Source organism: Achromobacter sp. ES-001 (assembly GCF_019448355.1).
GTDB classification, from domain to species: domain Bacteria; phylum Pseudomonadota; class Gammaproteobacteria; order Burkholderiales; family Burkholderiaceae_B; genus Achromobacter; species Achromobacter spanius_B.
In genome coordinates this window covers 6,178,598-6,195,562 of record NZ_CP079940.1, presented here as the reverse complement: position 1 = coordinate 6,195,562, position 16,965 = coordinate 6,178,598, and the positions used below count along the sequence as shown (strand labels likewise).

At 65.0% G+C, this 16,965-nt stretch carries 16 protein-coding genes; 6 read left to right on the top strand and 10 right to left on the bottom strand.

Translation table 11 applies throughout. The annotated features are described in order from the left end of the window. The first annotated feature begins 83 nt into the window (after positions 1-83). A complete protein-coding gene (locus KYT87_RS27990; protein WP_219991354.1) occupies positions 84-4,043 on the top strand; it encodes an FAD/FMN-binding oxidoreductase in 3,960 nt (1,319 codons plus the stop codon). Positions 4,044-4,160: 117 nt separating this feature from the next. On the opposite strand, the gene KYT87_RS27985 is transcribed toward KYT87_RS27990, so the two are convergent. Further along, positions 4,161-5,129 (bottom strand): tripartite tricarboxylate transporter substrate binding protein, encoded by a 969-nt coding sequence (locus KYT87_RS27985; RefSeq protein WP_120157204.1) that lies wholly within the window; start codon positions 5,127-5,129, stop codon positions 4,161-4,163. 159 nt (positions 5,130-5,288) lie between these two features. Continuing rightward, positions 5,289-6,008 carry a YggS family pyridoxal phosphate-dependent enzyme gene (locus KYT87_RS27980; RefSeq protein WP_219991353.1) on the bottom strand — a complete coding sequence of 240 codons (720 nt, stop codon included), beginning with the start codon at positions 6,006-6,008 and terminating at the stop codon, positions 5,289-5,291. A 200-nt stretch (positions 6,009-6,208) separates the two neighbouring features. Here KYT87_RS27980 and KYT87_RS27975 point away from each other — a divergent pair, with 200 nt between their 5' ends. Further along, on the top strand, positions 6,209-7,450 hold the full coding sequence (locus KYT87_RS27975) for a PLP-dependent aminotransferase family protein (protein WP_046803099.1): 1,242 nt from the start codon (positions 6,209-6,211) through the stop codon (positions 7,448-7,450). Between the two features lie 153 nt (positions 7,451-7,603). Then, positions 7,604-8,620 (top strand): amino acid ABC transporter substrate-binding protein, encoded by a 1,017-nt coding sequence (locus KYT87_RS27970; protein ID WP_104142648.1) that lies wholly within the window; start codon positions 7,604-7,606, stop codon positions 8,618-8,620. Between the two features lie 51 nt (positions 8,621-8,671). Here KYT87_RS27970 and KYT87_RS27965 read toward each other — a convergent pair whose 3' ends face one another. From KYT87_RS27965 to dprA, 3 genes are all read right to left on the bottom strand, one after another. Continuing rightward, positions 8,672-9,145: a hypothetical protein gene (locus KYT87_RS27965; RefSeq protein ID WP_120157202.1), complete on the bottom strand. Its 474-nt coding sequence runs from the start codon at positions 9,143-9,145 to the stop codon at positions 8,672-8,674. Next, positions 9,142-10,050 (bottom strand): hydroxymethylglutaryl-CoA lyase, encoded by a 909-nt coding sequence (locus KYT87_RS27960; RefSeq protein ID WP_046803102.1) that lies wholly within the window; start codon positions 10,048-10,050, stop codon positions 9,142-9,144. Before KYT87_RS27960 ends, KYT87_RS27965 begins: the two co-directional genes overlap by 4 nt. Positions 10,051-10,172: 122 nt before the next feature. Continuing rightward, positions 10,173-11,285, bottom strand: a complete 1,113-nt coding sequence (gene dprA / locus KYT87_RS27955; protein ID WP_219991352.1) for a DNA-processing protein DprA — start codon at positions 11,283-11,285, stop codon at positions 10,173-10,175. Between the two features lie 224 nt (positions 11,286-11,509). On the opposite strand from dprA, the gene def reads away from it, so the two are divergent. Next, complete coding sequence (def, locus tag KYT87_RS27950) at positions 11,510-12,022, top strand: peptide deformylase (RefSeq protein WP_046803104.1); 513 nt, start codon at positions 11,510-11,512, stop codon at positions 12,020-12,022. A 33-nt stretch (positions 12,023-12,055) separates the two neighbouring features. Beyond that, positions 12,056-13,006, top strand: coding sequence for a methionyl-tRNA formyltransferase (fmt, locus tag KYT87_RS27945; protein WP_104142652.1), 951 nt, complete (start codon positions 12,056-12,058; stop codon positions 13,004-13,006). A 65-nt stretch (positions 13,007-13,071) separates the two neighbouring features. Here fmt and KYT87_RS27940 read toward each other — a convergent pair whose 3' ends face one another. From KYT87_RS27940 to KYT87_RS27920, 5 genes are all read right to left on the bottom strand, one after another. Continuing rightward, the gene (locus tag KYT87_RS27940) at positions 13,072-13,593 is read right to left on the bottom strand and encodes a class IV adenylate cyclase (protein ID WP_046803146.1); all 522 of its coding nucleotides are present in this window, start codon (positions 13,591-13,593) and stop codon (positions 13,072-13,074) included. Between the two features lie 84 nt (positions 13,594-13,677). After that, positions 13,678-14,304 (bottom strand): pyridoxamine 5'-phosphate oxidase family protein, encoded by a 627-nt coding sequence (locus KYT87_RS27935; RefSeq protein ID WP_219991351.1) that lies wholly within the window; start codon positions 14,302-14,304, stop codon positions 13,678-13,680. A 21-nt stretch (positions 14,305-14,325) separates the two neighbouring features. Further along, entirely contained in the window at positions 14,326-14,952 is a 627-nt protein-coding gene (locus KYT87_RS27930) for an HAD hydrolase-like protein (protein ID WP_046803107.1), read from the bottom strand. Between the two features lie 32 nt (positions 14,953-14,984). Next, positions 14,985-15,551, bottom strand: a complete 567-nt coding sequence (locus KYT87_RS27925) for a hypothetical protein (RefSeq protein ID WP_046803147.1) — start codon at positions 15,549-15,551, stop codon at positions 14,985-14,987. 42 nt (positions 15,552-15,593) lie between these two features. After that, a complete protein-coding gene (locus KYT87_RS27920) occupies positions 15,594-16,181 on the bottom strand; it encodes a TIGR00730 family Rossman fold protein (protein WP_219991350.1) in 588 nt (195 codons plus the stop codon). Between the two features lie 230 nt (positions 16,182-16,411). On the opposite strand from KYT87_RS27920, the gene KYT87_RS27915 reads away from it, so the two are divergent. Further along, positions 16,412-16,963 (top strand): bacterioferritin, encoded by a 552-nt coding sequence (locus KYT87_RS27915; RefSeq protein WP_046803109.1) that lies wholly within the window; start codon positions 16,412-16,414, stop codon positions 16,961-16,963. The last annotated feature ends 2 nt before the right edge of the window (positions 16,964-16,965 follow it).

Below are 16,965 nucleotides of genomic sequence, written 5' to 3'. Positions count from 1 at the left end.
CCATTGGCCGGCTTCCTAAGGGTATTAGGGGTCAAGTCCGGCCAATGGCATAAAATAATTTTTTATGGGCCCCTCTTGCCGCCATGAACGCCCCACTCGCTAGCCACATCTTGAACGGGGCGATGCCGCCCGCCGCTCCCGCGCGATTGCGCGAAATCCCCTACAACTACACGTCGTTTTCCGACCGCGAGATTGTCGGCCGGCTGTTGGGCGATGACGCCTGGAGCCTGCTGTCCGACCTGCGCGGCGAACGCCGCACCGGCCGCTCTGCGCGGATGCTGTACGAAGTGCTGGGCGATATCTGGGTGGTGCGCCGCAACCCGTACTTGCAGGATGACCTGCTGGACAACCCCAAGCGCCGCAAGCAGCTCATCGACGCGCTGCATCACCGCCTGAGTGAAATCGATCGCCGCCGCGAGCCGGGCTCGCCCACGGAAGAAGGCCACGACCCGCATCGCGATGAAAAGGTCGTCGGCCTGCTGGCCCGCGCCCGTTCCGCCATTGCCGCCTTCGAAGGCGAATTCGACCAGACCACCATGATGCGCAAGCAGGCGCAGAAGGTGCTGGGCCGCATCACCGCGCGCGACAACATCAAGTTCGACGGCCTGTCGCGCGTATCCCACGTGACGGACGCCACCGACTGGCGTGTGGAATACCCGTTCGTGGTGCTGACCCCCGATTCCGAAGACGAAATCGCCGCGCTGGTCACTGCCTGTATCGAACTGGGCCTGACCATCGTGCCGCGCGGCGGCGGCACCGGCTACACGGGCGGCGCCATCCCGCTGACCTGGAAGTCGGCCGTCATCAACACCGAGAAATTCGACAAGCTGGGCAAGGTCGAGTCCTGTATCTTGCCGGGCCTGACCGAGCCCGTGGCCGTCATCCATGCTGGCGCCGGCGTCGTCACCAAGCGCGTTTCCGAAGCGGCCGAGGCCGCCGGTTTCGTGTTCGCCGTGGACCCGACTTCGGCCGAAGCCTCGTGCGTGGGCGGCAACATCGCCATGAACGCGGGCGGCAAGAAGGCCGTGCTGTGGGGCACCGCGCTAGACAACCTGGCCTGGTGGCGCATGGTGGACCCGGACGGTAACTGGCTGGAAGTCACCCGCCTGGAACACAACATGGGCAAGATCCATGACGTGGAAACGGCGCGCTTCGAACTCAAGTGGTTCGACGGCAAGGGCAAGCCCGGCGAGCGCCTGCTGAGAACCGAGCTGCTTGAAATCAAGGGCCGGGTGTTCCGCAAGGAAGGCCTGGGCAAGGACGTTACCGACAAGTTCCTGGCTGGCTTGCCCGGCATTCAGAAAGAAGGCTGCGACGGCCTGATCACGTCGGCGCGCTGGGTGCTGCACCGCATGCCGCGCCACACGCGCACGGTCTGTATGGAATTCTTCGGGCAGGCGCGCGACGCCATCCCGTCGATTGTCGAGGTCAAGGGCTATCTGGACGGCGAAGGCAAGGCGCGCGGCGCCATCCTGGCCGGCCTGGAACACCTGGACGAGCGCTATCTGCGCGCGGTCGGCTACGCCACCAAGAGCAAGCGCGGCGTGCTGCCCAAGATGGTGCTGATCGGTGACATCGTTGGCGACGATGACGACGCCGTGGCGGCTGCCGCCAGCGAAGTCGTGCGCCTGGCCAACACGCGCCATGGCGAAGGCTTCGTGGCCGTCAGCCCCGAGGCGCGCAAGAAGTTCTGGCTGGACCGCTCGCGCACCGCCGCGATTGCGCGCCACACCAACGCCTTCAAGATCAACGAAGACGTGGTGATCCCGCTGCCCCGCATGGGCGAATACACGGATCACATCGAACGCATCAACATCGAACTATCGACCAGCAACAAGCTCAAGCTGCTGGGCGCGCTGGATGCCTACCTGTGCACGCCGCTGCCGGTGGGCAAGGCCGACGACGCCGATATCGAAAGCACCCGCGCCGAAGTGCTGGCGGACCGCACGCGCCAGGCCCTTGAGCTGCTGGGCAGCGTGCGCCAGCGCTGGCAATGGCTGCTGGACAACCTGGACCTGCCGCTGGCGCAGGCGCTGCCCGAACTGCAAGCACTGGGCCTGGGCGACGTCCAAGCCACGCTGACCGACCGCCTGGCCGCGCAGCCCACCGCGCGCGTGTTCGACGTGGTGCAGGACCGCACCATCCGCGTGTCCTGGAAGACCGAAGTGCTGGCCGGCCTGCAACGCACGTTCTCGGGCGCGTCGTACAAGAAGATCGTCGACGAACTCATCGCCATCCACGGCCGCGTGTTGAAAAGCCGCGTGTTCGTTGCGCTGCACATGCACGCCGGCGACGGCAACGTGCACACCAACATCCCGGTCAACTCGGACGACTACGAAATGCTGCGCGAGGCCCATCAGGCCGTCGACCGCATCATGCAGATCGCCCGCGACCTGGACGGTGTGATCTCGGGCGAACACGGCATCGGCCTGACCAAGTACGAATTCCTGACCGAAGCCGAACTGGCGCCGTTCCAGGACTACAAGCGTCGCGTCGACCCCAACGGCCACTTCAACGCCGGCAAGCTGATGCCGGGCGCCGACCTGCGCCACGCCTGGACGCCCAGCTTCAACCTGATGGGCCACGAGTCGCTGATCATGCAGCAAAGCGACATCGGCGCCATCTCGGAATCCATCAAGGACTGCCTGCGTTGCGGCAAGTGCAAGCCGGTGTGCGCCACCCACGTGCCGCGCGCCAACCTGCTGTATTCGCCCCGCAACAAGATCCTAGCCACCTCCTTGCTGGTGGAAGCCTTCCTGTACGAAGAGCAGACTCGACGCGGCGTCAGCCTGAAGCACTGGGAAGAATTCGAAGACGTGGCCGACCACTGCACGGTCTGCCACAAGTGCTACAACCCCTGTCCGGTCGATATCGACTTTGGCGACGTGTCGATGAACATGCGCGCCGTGCTGCGCCGCATGGGCCGCAAGTCGTTCAACCCGGGCACGGCCAGCGCCATGTTCTTCCTGAACGCCAAGGACCCGGCCACCATCAACGCCACGCGCAAGGCGATGGTGGGCGTGGGCTACAAGGTGCAGCGCGCGGCGCACGACCTGTTCTCCGGCCTGGTGAAAAAGCAGACGGCCAAGCCGCCGGCCACCGTGGGCAAGCCGCCGCTGCGCGAGCAGGTCATTCACTTCGTGAACAAGAAGATGCCCGGCGGGTTGCCCAAGCAGGCGGCGCGCAAGCTGCTGGACATTGAAGACGCCAACTACGTGCCGATCATTCGTGACCCCAAGGCCACGACCGCCGACACCGAAGCCGTGTTCTATTTCCCCGGCTGCGGTTCCGAACGCCTGTTCTCGCAAGTGGGGCTGGCCACGCAAGCCATGCTGTGGCACGCCGGCGTGCAGACCGTCTTGCCGCCGGGCTACCTGTGCTGCGGCTACCCCCAGCGCGGCAACGGCATGACCGACAAGGCCGAGCAGATCATTACCGACAACCGGGTGCTGTTCCACCGGGTCGCCAACACGCTGAACTACCTGGACATCAAGACCGTGGTGGTCAGCTGCGGCACCTGCTACGACCAGCTGTCGGGCTATGAATTCGACAAGATCTTCCCGGGTTGCCGCCTGATCGACATCCACGAGTACCTGCTGGAAAAGGGCATCAAGCTGGAAGGCGCCAAGGGCGTGCGCTACATGTATCACGACCCCTGCCACACCCCGATGAAGCTGCAAGAGCCGATGAAGACGGTTCGCGCCCTGGTCGGCGACGACGCCATCAAGAGCGACCGCTGCTGCGGGGAGTCGGGCACGTTGGCGGTCAGCCGGCCCGACATTTCCACGCAGGTGCGCTTCCGCAAACAGGAAGAGCTGCTCAAGGGCGACGCCGCGCTGCGTGGTGACGGCTTCGCGGGCGACGTGAAGGTGCTGACGTCCTGCCCGTCGTGCTTGCAAGGCTTGTCGCGCTATGAAGGCGACGTCAAGATGGAAGCCGACTACATCGTTGTCGAAATGGCCCGCCACATCCTGGGCGAAGGCTGGATGGAAGACTACGTGAAACGCGCCAACGCCGGCGGCATCGAGCGCGTGCTGGTGTAAGGCGGCCAGCGCCTGGCCCCATGAAAAAACCCGCGTTCATCGCTGAACGCGGGTTTTTTATTGCCTTGCCGAATCCACGAATCCACGCATCACGGATCGCAGATCACGGATTGCGGATTACTCCAGCTTGATATTGGCCTTCTTGATCACGTCGGCCCAGGCGCTGCGCTCTTGTTCGGCATAGGCCTTGAAGTCCTGCGCGGACATCGGCATCGGGATCACGCCCATGTCCAGCATCTTTTGCGACACGGCGGCGCTTTTCAGCGTGGCGTCCAGATCGGCCGACAGCTTTTTCACCACCGCTTCCGGCACGCCGGCCGGGCCTACCAGGCCTTGCCAGGCGTAGGCCGTGAAGTTGGCCACGCCCTGTTCCGCCATGGTCGGCGTGTCGGGCAAGACCGACACGCGTTCCGGCGTGGCGGCGGCCAGCACGCGCAGCTTGCCGGCCTTGACGTTGGGCAGGCCCGAGGCCAGGTCGATGAACATCACGTCCACCTGTCCGCCCAGCAGGTCCTGAATGGCGGGGGCCGCGCCCTTGTAGGGCACGTGCAGCAGGTTGGCGCCGGTGCGCTGCTTGAACAGTTCAAGCGCCAGATGGTGCGGCGAACCCGCGCCGGCCGATGCGGCGGTCAGCTTACCCGGCTCTTTCTTGGCGGCATCCAGCACGTCCTGCACCGACTTGTACGGCGAATTCACGTTCACGGCCAGCAGCAGCGGAAACTTGGCAATGCCGCCGATGTAGGTGAACTTGGCCGGGTCGTAGGACAACTTGGCGTACAGCGACGAGTTGAACGCCAGGGTGCCCGAGTCCGCCGTGCCCACCATGTAGCCGGTGGGGTCGGCCTGGGCGATGGCGGTGGCGCCGATGATGGTGGCCGCGCCGGGGCGGTTTTCCACCACGATGGTCTGGCCCAACGATTTTTCCAGGCTGCTGGCGACCGTACGCGCCACCACATCGGTGCCGCCGCCGGCTGGGTACGGCACGATCCAGCGGACGGGTTGCGTGGGCCACGATTGGGCGGATGCCGTGGCGGCGGCCAACGACAGGGTGGCCAGCGCCAACAGGCGCCGTGCGGAATGTTGCATGGGGTGTCTCCTCGTGCGGGATCAAAGTTTGAGCGCGACGCGGGCGGTCGTGTTCTGCGCCGTCGGTTCGCGTCGCTATTTTTTGCGCCGCTATTATGCTCGCGTTCGACGCGAAAAGGGGGCCGTCCGGCCCCCCGTTCTCCCGCATCACGTGGCCCGTTACTGTGGGTCGGGGTAGGTACGGGCGCCGAATATCGCCGTGCCGATGCGCACTTCGGTCGAGCCTTCCTCGATAGCCAATTCGAAATCGCCACTCATGCCCATCGACAGGCGGTCCAGCGACACGCCCTCGATGTTTTCGGCGCGCAGGCTGTCGCGCAGCGTGCGCAGGGCGCGAAAGCAGGCCCGCACTGGTTCCGGATCGGGCGAGTTGACGGCCAGCGTCATCAGTCCCTTGACATGCAACGTAGGAAATTCCGCCGCGATGCGCCGCAGGAACGCCGACACGTCTTGAGGCGCCATGCCGAACTTGCTGGGCTCGGAAGACGTTTTCACCTGGATCAGCACGTCCAGCGTGCGGCCTTCGGTCAGCAGGCGGCGATGCAAGGCTTCGGCCAGGTCGACGCGGTCCAGCGATTGCACTTCGGTGGCGTCGCGCGCGGCGTCCTTGGCCTTGTTCGTCTGCAAATGGCCAATCAGCACCCATTGCAGGCCCTGGCCGGCCAGCGCTGCCGCCTTCTGTCGGATTTCCTGCGTTTTGTTCTCGCCAAAACGCGTCATGCCCAGCGCCATGGCTTCGCGGATCGCGTCCACCTCGAAGGTCTTGCTGACGGGCAGCAGCACCACGCTGTCCGGGCTGCGCCCGGCCCGCGCGCAGGCGTCGGAGATGCGTTGGTGGATGTGGGCAATGCGCCCGGCCATGGTGTCTTCGACGGTCATGCAGCTCTCTTGCAGGAACAGGATGTCCCATAGTGTAGGACTGCGCGCGCTCGTTTCGCCACACGATGCGCGCCAGTCGTTGACCCTGCGTAATACGCAGGCTTAGAATTTGCGGAGATTTGTTTATATTTCAATGTTCTATGCCCTCCGACGCCGCCCCAGCGGGCGACACGGTTTCCCACCTTCCCCAGTCTCCCGCCATGTCCAGCGCTGCGCCAGAATACGCCTTTGCCACGCCTTTCCTGAATCCCCCCGCTTCCCCCATCCGGTCCTTGATGCCCTACGCGTTGCGTCCCGGCACCATTTCGCTGGCCGGCGGCTACCCCGCTCAGGAGCTGTTTGACGTCGAAGGCTTGTCGGTGGCGTCCACCCAGGTCATGTCGCGGCTGGGCGCCTGCCTGCAATATTCCAACATCGATGGCCAAGCCAGCCTGCGTAACGAGCTGGCGCGCCTGTCCGCCGCACGCGGCCTGCACTGCAATGCCGACACCGAGCTGGTTGTGACGGGCGGGTCGCAGCAGGCGCTGGCGCTGCTGACGCGCGTGATGCTGCAACCCGGCGACCACGCCATCATTGAATCGCCCGCGTTCCCTAATTCCGTGCAGGCGTTGCGCTACACGGGCGCCACCGTGCACACCGTGGCATCCGGCCCGGACGGCATCGACGTGGACGCGTTGGACGAACTGGCCGCGCGGGTCAAGCCGAAGATGGTCTGCGTCGTGGCCTCGTTCTCGAACCCTTGCGGCGCCACCATCTCGCGCCAGCGCCGTCTGCGCTTGCTGGAACTGGCGGTCAAGCATCGCTTCCTGATCGTTGAAGACGACCCGTACAGCGAACTGCGCTTTGCCGGCGAAGCCGTGCCGCCCATCGCGGCCCTGGCGGAAGGCGAAGCCCGCCACTGGGCGGTGTACCTGGCCAGCATGTCCAAGACCATGGCGCCCGCGCTGCGCATCGGCTGGCTGATCGCCCCGCCGGAAATCCGCCGCCGCTGCGTCAGCGCCAAGGCGGCCGACGATATGGCCTCGTCGGCGTGGATCCAGGAAGTGGTGGCGCAGTACCTGGCCAACGGCCGCTACGACGAACACGTGCCGCGCATTCGCGCCGCCTATGGCCTGCGCTGCGACGCGATGGCCCAGGCGTTGGCGCGCGAACTGGACGGCCGCGTCAGCTTCAGCAAGCCCGAAGGCGGCATGTTCTTCTGGGCGCGGCTGACGGGCGATGTGGACGCCACGCGCCTGTTGCCGTATGCGATTGAACACGAAGTGGTTTATGTACCCGGCAAGGCGTTCTACGCCAATGTCGAACAGGCCGACCTGTTTGCCATGCGCATGTCGTTTGCCACCATGAACGAAGCGCAAATTGCCCAGGGCATGGTGCGCCTGGGTCGCGCGCTGGACGCGTGCGAAGCGAACGAGCCGGTGTCGATTTCGTTGGCGGCGTAGGGCACCCGGTAACCGGGCGGCGCGGCGCAACCCCACCAGCGGGCGGCGCTGCGCATACCTAAATAAGCGCTTGTTATTTGGCGCGGGCGCTTCATGTCTATAAGCTTCTTGCCTCGGCGCGTCCGCGCGCCCGGTACAACAGGAATCCAGGTCATGAACATTGCAAAAGGGTTGGTGGGCGCGGCGCTATTGGTAGCGGCGGCGCAGGGCGCGCAAGCGGCAACGGTAGACGTCGTGCGCCAGCGCGGCGCCGTGGCTTGCGGCACGACCACGGGCTTTGCCGGCTTTTCAGCGCCCGACGCGCAAGGCAAGTGGCAAGGGCTGGACGTGGACCTTTGCCGCGCCATCGCCGCAGCGGTTTTTGGCGATGCCAACAAGATCAAGGTGGTGCCGCTGAATTCGCAGCAGCGCTTCACCGCGTTGCAGTCCGGCGAAGTGGACGTGTTGACCCGCAACACCACCGTCACGCAGCAGCGCGACACGGCACTGGGCATCATCCACGCCGGCATCAATTTCTACGACGGCCAGGGCTTTCTGGTGCCCAAGTCGCTGGGCGTGAAAAGCGCCAAGGACATCAACGGCGCAACCATCTGCCTGCAAACGGGCACGTCCAACGAGAACACGTTGGCCGACTGGGCGCGCGCCAACAACGTCACGTACAAGCCGGTGGTGATCGAAACGTTCAACGAAGTGGTCAACGCCTTCGCGGCGGGTCGTTGCGACGTGTTCTCGACGGACGCGTCGGGCCTGGCGTCGATCCGTATCTCCAAGCTGCAAAATCCGGACGACTACGTCGTGCTGCCCGAGATCATTTCCAAGGAACCGCTGGGCCCATTCGTGCGCCAGGGTGACGATACGTGGCTGAACATCGTGCGCTGGTCGCTGTCGGCAATGATCGAAGCCGAGGAATACGGCGTCACGTCCAAGAACGTGGACGAGCAGCTAAAAAGCGCCAACCCGAACATCAAGCGCATTCTGGGTGTCACGCCCGGCAGCGGCGCGAACCTGGGCCTGGACGAAAAATGGGCCTACAACATCGTCAAGCAGGTGGGCAATTATGGCGAGAGCTTTGAACGGAACGTGGGCGAAGGCAGCCCGCTGAAGATCAAGCGCGGCCTGAATGCGCAATGGACGCAAGGCGGCTTGATGTACGCGCTGCCGATCCGCTGATCGGCCGGGTTACAGGGTTGCGGCAACGCCGCACCCTGCCTTCCCAGCCCGTCATCCGCGCCGATACAGCTGCGCGATCTTCACAAAGGCCGCGCGCAGTTCGCGCGTGCCGCCCTGGATGATGACGGGTTTGCCTCGGTGCGTGAATATCACCAGGCGCTTGGAAAACAGCATGGGCACAAAGCGTGCATAGCGCACGTCTTCCCATGCCACTTCGCGACGCGTGAACCAGGATTGGCGCAGGCCACGATCGTCGATCGTGGTGATCGACGTCTGCATGTGCCAGGACACGAACAGCAGCCCCACAAAGCACAGCACCACGACCACCGCCAGCACCGTGTCGAACGGCTGCGCGGGCGCGCGAATCGCGGTGGTGACCACCTGCACGCCCAGCACCGCCAGGATCACCCAGGCCAGAATGCGGACCCAGTCGGGCCAGGCCTGACCCGACAACGGCAACGGGCCGATCTCGCGCAGCAGGGCCGCGCGATCTTCAAGAGTCGGGGCGGGGCCAGGCGAGGTCATGCCGCCCGTTTGGCCGCGATGGCATTGCCCGCGCGGCTGGAACCCTTGCGGTTCAGGTTGGCCGACATCCACTGGCCGATATCGACCACGGCGTCGAAGTCCACGCCCGTGTCGATGTCCAGCCCGCGCAGCATGTACAGCACGTCTTCGGTGGCGACGTTGCCCGTGGCGCCCTTGGCGTAGGGGCAGCCGCCCAGGCCGGCAACCGACGTATGGAAGATCGAGATGCCGGTTTCCAACGCGGCCAGGATGTTGGCCAGCGCCTGGCCGTAGGTGTCATGGAAATGGCCGGACACGCGCGCCGGATCGACCACGCGGGTGACGGCCGTCATCACGTCGCGCACCCGCTGCGGCGTGCCTACGCCAATGGTGTCGGCCACGTCGATTTCATCCACCTGCATTGCCAGGTAGCGCTGCGCCACGTCCACCACCGACGCAATCGGAACCTCGCCTTGATACGGACAGCCCAGCGCGCAGCTGATGCTGCCGCGCACGCGGATGCCGGCGTCGCGCGCGGCTTGCACCACGGGTTCGAAGCGGGCGATGGATTCCGCGATGGAGCAGTTGATGTTCTTTTGCGAAAACGCTTCGCTGGCGGCGCCGAAGATGACGATCTCATCCGCGCCGGCGGCCAGCGCGCCTTCAAAGCCCTTCATGTTCGGCGTCAGCACGGAATAGATCGTGCCCGGGCGGCGTTCGATGCGCGCCATGACGTCCGCGCCGTCGGCCATCTGCGGCACCCACTTGGGCGACACGAACGACGCGGCTTCCACATTGGGGAAGCCCGCGGCGGACAGGCGGTTGACCAGCTCGACCTTGATGTCGGTCGGCACGAATTCCTTTTCATTTTGCAGACCGTCGCGGGGCGACACTTCGACGATCTTCACGCGGGAGGGCAAAGCCATGTCTCTTCCTGGTTCGATTTGGGTGACGCGTCGCGCAACGCTGCGGCGCCATCGACAATATTAGCGCCATCGCCGCGCGCCGGGCTTGTGCGCGGGGCCGGGTGTCGGGCCATGGGATGACCCTATTTCAAACGTTGGTAGCGGCCGTCATCCAGACGGGCGAGCCGGCCCTCTAATTCCAGCTGAACCAGCTGCGCCTGCAGGTCGCCGATGGCGATGTTTGATCGCGTCTGGATGGCATCCACGTGCAGCGGGTCGTAACCCATGGCATCCAGCACGGGGTGGTCCGGCAATGACGGTGGCGGGGGCGGCGCGCGGCGACTGGCGGGCGTGGGCCCGCCGCCCAGTTCATCGGTAATGTCAGCCGCGGTTTCCACCAGCTTTGCGCCCTGCCGAATCAAGGCATGGCAACCGCGCGACAACGGCGAGTGGATCGAGCCGGGGATGGCAAACACTTCGCGCCCGCTTTCGCCGGCCAGCCGCGCCGTGATGAGCGAGCCGCTTTGCTTGGCCGCTTCCACCACCAGCACGCCGCGAGCCAGGCCCGCCACGATGCGGTTGCGTTTGGGGAAGTGGGGCGGCAAGGCGCCCGTGCCAAGGGGGAATTCAGACACCAGCGCGCCGTTGCCGGCGATGCGGTGGGCAAGGTCGCGGTGGCGGGCGGGGTAGATGCGGTCAATGCCGGTGCCCATGACGGCGACGGTGCCCGCGCCATCGGGGCCGGCGTCCAGCGCGCCTTCGTGCGCCGCCGCGTCGATGCCCAGCGCCAGGCCGCTGACGACGCGCCAGCCGTGGCCGGCCAGGTGGCGGGCAAACGCGCGCGCGGTTTCCTGGCCGCCGGGCGTGGCATTGCGCGCGCCCACCACGGCCAGCGATGGCCCTTGCAGATAGGCCGGATCGCCCACCACGTACAACAGAATGGGCGGGTCGGCGATGGTCAGCAGGCTTTGGGGATAGGTCGGGTCCGCCAGCGTCACGATGTGGCGGTGGGGCGCATCCACCCATTGCAGCGCGGCGTTCACCTGCGCCGCCATGTCGGCCGGCATGGCGGCGGCCAGCTGGCGCGCCAGCGCATCGGGCAAGTGGCGCGCGAGGGCAGTCGCCCGCTGGGCGTAGATCTGCTCGGGCAGGCCCAGCGCGCTCAGCAGCGTACAGGCGGTAGCGGAACCCACGTTGGGTTCCAGGGACAGCCGCAACCAGGCGGACAGTTCGGCGGACGTATGCGTAAGCGGCATGAGGCGGGCGCGATGGCGTCAAGGGTGGCAAGTGTCGCATGCAAGGCGCAACAGGCGCCGATGCATGGGTGGCGTTTTGATCTCTCTTGTCTGCTTGCCTGCCAGCCAAAGAAGCGGGGACGCAGCGCTCTGGTAATGCTCCATTTAGCCGAAAACTATTAGAAATCAATACTCTAATGAATTAAACTCTTGCCTACGCATCAATTACTGGCGATCCCTTTTCAATGGCTTTACTTCCTATCCTTCGCTATCCGGACCCGCGCTTGCACAAGAAAGCCAAGCCGGTAGCCGAAGTCGACGACCGCATCCGTCAACTGGTACGCGACATGGCCGAAACCATGTACGACGCGCCGGGCGTCGGCCTGGCCGCAACCCAGGTTGACGTGCACGAACGCGTGGTCGTGATCGACGTGTCCGAAGACAGCAACGACCTGCTCGCGCTGATCAACCCCGAGATCACCTGGCGCAGCGACGACTACAAAATCTACGAAGAAGGCTGTCTGTCGGTGCCCGGCATCTACGACGAAGTCGAACGCGCCTCGCGCATCCGGTGCAAGGCGCTGGACATCGACGGCAAACCCTTTGAATTCGAAGCCGACGGCCTGCTGGCCGTGTGCGTCCAGCACGAGCTGGACCACCTGGAAGGCAAGGTCTTCGTCGAATACCTGTCCAACTTGAAGCAGAACCGTATCAAGACCAAGCTGAAGAAGGCCGAGCGCGAAGCGCTGCGCGACTGATTCCCGTTTTTTTGACTTTTTGGTCTGAACCCCATGCGCCTAGTTTTTGCCGGCACGCCGGAATTTGCCCGTATCGCCTTTGACGCCTTGCGGGCCGCCGGTCACGACATCGCCCTGGTCATGACCCAGCCTGACCGGCCCGCCGGGCGCGGCTTGAAGCTGACGCCCAGCCCGGTCAAGCAGGCCGCGCTTGACGCCGGCATACCCGTTGCCCAACCGCGCAGCCTGAGGCTGGACGGACGCTATCCCGACGAGGCCGCCGACGCGCGCGCGTTGTTGGAACAGGTGGCGCCCGACGTCATGGTGGTGGCGGCGTATGGGTTGATTTTGCCGCAATGGGTGCTGGACTTGCCGCGCCTGGGTTGCCTGAATATCCACGCCAGCCTGTTGCCCCGATGGCGCGGCGCAGCGCCCATCCAGCGCGCCATCGAAGCCGGCGACGCCCAAACGGGCGTGACCATCATGCAGATGGATCAGGGCCTGGACACGGGCGACATGCTGCTGGAACGCGTGGTGCCCATCTCGGCCGAGACCAACGCCGCGCAATTGCACGACGCCTTGGCGCTGGCGGGCGGGCAGGCGATTGTGGACGCGCTGAACGCGTTGGAACAAGGTGGCCTGACGCCGACCAAACAACCCGAGGCCGGCGTGACGTACGCCGCCAAGCTGGATAAAGCCGAAGCCGCGCTGGACTGCACGCAACCCGCGGCATTGCTGGCGCGCCGCGTGCGCGCGTTCAACCCCGTGCCCGGCGCCAGCATCCGGCTGCCGGGCCTGCCCGACCCCGTCAAGGTCTGGCGCGCGCAGGCGCTAGAAGACGCGTCGGCGGCCACGGCGGTCGAGCCCGGCAGCGTGCTGCGCGCCGAGGCGGATGGCATCGACATCGCCACCGGCGACGGCGTGCTGCGCTTGCTGGAATTACAAAAAGCCGGCGGCAAGCGCCAGCCCGTGGACGTGTTCGTGCGGGGCTGGCAACCGGCCTGACGGCGGCTTGCGCCTCGCTGCGCCGCGCCGGGCGGATCACCGCCCCGGCTTGTGCGCCGCGCCGGTCACGGACGCGGCGTTGCCGCCAACAAGTCCAGATAAGCGCCCGCCACCAACTGCGTGGGCGCGACCCCCAGCCCCGCCATCAGCGTGCGGGCTTCTTCGCTGCCGGCGTCCAGGCTTTCGCCATCGCGCAGCACCACTTCCAGTTCCAGAAAATCCCCCAGCCCCTCGACCCGATCCAGATGGATGCGCGTGCGTCCGGCCATGAATACGGTGCGGTGCTTTTTCACGCGGCCGATTGCGCCGTAGGCCAGCGTCAGCGTCTGGCGCAGGGTGTCGGGCGAATCGGTCGGTGAAATGGCGTAGAAGCTCTCCTTGGGGCCGGCTTCGTCCGAGCGACGATAAAAAATGAGCTCGCCGGTGCCGTCGCCAAAGGCGCGCAGCTTCAGGCGCCCATGCGTGCACGTGAAGAAGGTGTCGTCCTGGTCAAGAATCACCGGTTCCTGCCCCGACAGCGCGGCGGCCAGGGGTTCAAGCACGGCCAGGTTGTCGACCCGTGCCTTGATTTCAACGTTGCGAGCCATGGCGTTACCCTCGCGCAAGGTGAATGCAGACGGCACCGATACCGCACCGATACCGCGCCGCATCAATACCGCATCAATACCGCATCAATACAGCGTATCCGCCACCCGCGCGGGCAGGTCGCGGTCGTAAGCCGCGCCATCGAAAGTACCGGCCGTCAGGTCAGACAGAATGCGCCCGGTGCTGGGCAGCGCGCTGCGTGGCACCTGCGTGGCCGGGTCCCACAGGCGCGATCGCAGCAGCGCCCGCGAGCACTGGAAGTACACCGTCTGCACGTCCACGATCAGCACCGAGCGCGGCTGCTTGCCGTCCATCGCAAAACGCTCAAGCAGCGCGGGGTCGACACTGACGCGCGCCGTGCCGTTCACCCGCAGCGTTTCACCCACGCCCGGCACCAGGAACAACAGCGCCACGCGCGGATCAGCCAACACGTTCAGCAAGCTGTCCACGCGGTTGTTGCCCCGGCGGTCGGGCAGCAGCAGCGTTTTTTCGTCTTCCACCACGACAAAACCGGCGGGATCGCCGCGCGGCGATGCGTCCAATCCGTCTGGCCCCGATGTTGCCAACATCGCAAACGGCGCCGCTTCAATGAACGCGCGGTAATGCGGATGCACGTGATCCACTTCCTTCTTCAGCGAGGCCTCGCCGGGCGCGCCGTACAACGCTTGCAGCGCGGCGGCGTCGGTGACGAGATGAGCGGGATCGATGTGCATGGCGGGTTCCGGTCGGCAGGGTCAGGCCAGGATGGCGGGCAGGTCGGCTACGGTCAAAAAGAGTTCGTCGGGTTTGCGTTCGCGCAGGGCGTCCACATGGTTATAACCCCAGGCGACCGACCCTACGCGCACGCCGGCCTTGCGGGCGGCGTCGATGTCGCGCATTTCGTCGCCCACCAGCAGGAAGCGTTCGGGGGCGACTTCATGGCGCCGCATCAAGCGGTCGATCTTGGCGGCCTTGCCGAACAGGTCGGTGCCGCATTCATAGTCGTCGAACAGCGCGCAGGTGTCCGCGCCCAGCACGCGCTGCACGTTTTCAATGGAATTCGAACTGATCACCGCCAGGCGCACGCCGCCTGCCTTGATCCGCGCCACCGCGTCGGCAATGCCATCGAACAGGTGCACGCTGGGATCGATGTCCTGCATCAGCGTGCGCACGTGCGTCATGATGGCCGGCAGTTTCCACAACGGGATGCCCAGGTACTTCAGGATTTCCGAGGCCTCGCGGTGACGCAGGTTTTCGCGTTCGGTCAGGTCGATCTTGCGAAAGCCGTACTTGTCGGCCACCGTGTTCAGGATGGAATTGAACCAGGGCATGGTGTCCGCCAAGGTTCCGTCAAAGTCGAATGCAGCGATGTCGTATTTCAAGTAATCAGTCCGTTTGCCGGCTTCTGGCGGGGCTACAAGCCGTTGGGGTGAAGCAAATAGTGCACGACCGGAGCCAGCGCTTCAAGCGGCGGCGCGCTGGCCACCACGCGCGCGGCATTGGTCCACGGGTAGTCCAGGCCCAGCAACCAGCCGAACACGGCGGGCATGTCGCCGGGCGGCAGCGTGACCATGGTTTCGATGGTGATGGTCAGGTCCGTGGCGCGATACGGTTGCGCCTGGAATTTCCAGTCGTAGCGGCCGCAGCCTACGCGCACATTGCCGGTGGCCTTTTCGGTCATGCCAACGATCCAGTCGCACTGGTAGTCGGGCAAGCGCGCGTCGGGCGCGGGACGCGACAGGTAGAACGTATAGACGTTTTCGTAGGTCTGGCCAAACTTGCGCACCAGGGTGTCCGCAATGGCCGCGACCCCGTGGGATTCGGGCGGAAACGCGATGGCTTGCGTGCGCAAGGCCATTTTCAGCACCGCGTCCGACGCGAATGCCCGCGCCAGATGATGCGGTCGGTTCTCATCCTTGGCGTGGAAATAGTCGCGCAGCACGGACTCGGTGCTGGCGGGGGATAAGGAATCGGAAGTCATTTCAAGAACGGGCGTCATGGGCTCAACAGGGCAAGAGGGCCATCAGGCCGTGATGGGGTCGAACCACTTCGAGACGTTGGGCGGCTCGTAGATGGCATAGCGATCCAGCAGCAGGGCGGGGTCTTCTTCGACCACCAGCATGTCGCGATGCTGCGGTCGGACGAAGGCTTCGTCGACGGCGTGATCCACAAACTGCACCAACGCGTCGTAGTATCCCGCGACATTCAACAGGCCGCAGGGCTTCTGATGCATGTTCAGCTGCGCCCACGTCCACACTTCAAAAAACTCTTCCAGCGTGCCCGCACCGCCAGGCAATGCGATGAAGCCGTCCGACTTCTCAATCATCATTGCCTTGCGCTCGTGCATGTTCTGCACCAGGTGCAATTCGGTCAGGCCACGATGCGCCTGTTCTTTCTTTTGCAGCAGTTCGGGGATGACGCCGATCACGCGGCCGCCGGCGGCCAGCACTTCGTTGGCCACCACGCCCATGATGCCGACGACCGATCCGCCGTACACCAGTCCCAGGTCGCGCTTGACCAATTCGCGGGCCAGCACGCGGGCCTGCTCGATGTAGTCCGGGCGGGTGCCGGGGTTCGAGCCGCAATATACGCAGATGTTCTTCAGGTTCATAACAGGTTCGTGATGGCCGGGCCCGTTACAGATTGCGTCACGGGCGTTCCGGGAAGTCGATAGTTTACGAGAACGTCAGCGGGCGCGTTTTGGGGCTTGGGCGCCGTGCAAATTGGTGGCAGGAGCAATGTTTGGACACAGCAACTTCTGCTGCGATCGGTAGACTGAGTCGTTCGGTACGACTGGAAATCCAGCGTCGTAGGGCTTTCACTAACAGAGGAGCGAACGATATGGAACAAACGACCCGAACCCCCGAGAAGGCCAGCCGCCCATTCGACATGGACGTGAAGGCGATCCGCGCCAAGGCGCGCCAGGACATCGAATCAGGCGCTGTTACGGACACCTATCGCGCAGACCGGGAAACCGTGCTGAAGCTGCTGAACGAGGCGCTGGCCACCGAAGTGGTCTGTGTGCTGCGCTACAAGCGCCATTACTTCATGGCTCGCGGCTTAAACGCCGAGCCGGTGGCGGCGGAATTCGCCGAACACGCCACGCAAGAACAGGAACACGCCGACCGTCTGGCTGAACGCATCGTTCAGCTGGGGGGCGAACCGAACCTGTCTCCCAAGGGCCTGCTAGAGCGCAGCCATTCGGAATACGTCGAAGGGTCATCCCTGCAAGACATGATCAAGGAAAACCTGATCGCCGAACGCATCGCCATCGACAGCTATCGCCAGATGATCGAATACATCGGCGAACAGGACTCGACCACCCGCCGCTTGCTGGAAGAGATCCTGGCGGTTGAAGAGGAACACGCCGACGATCTGGCGGACTTCCTGTAAGA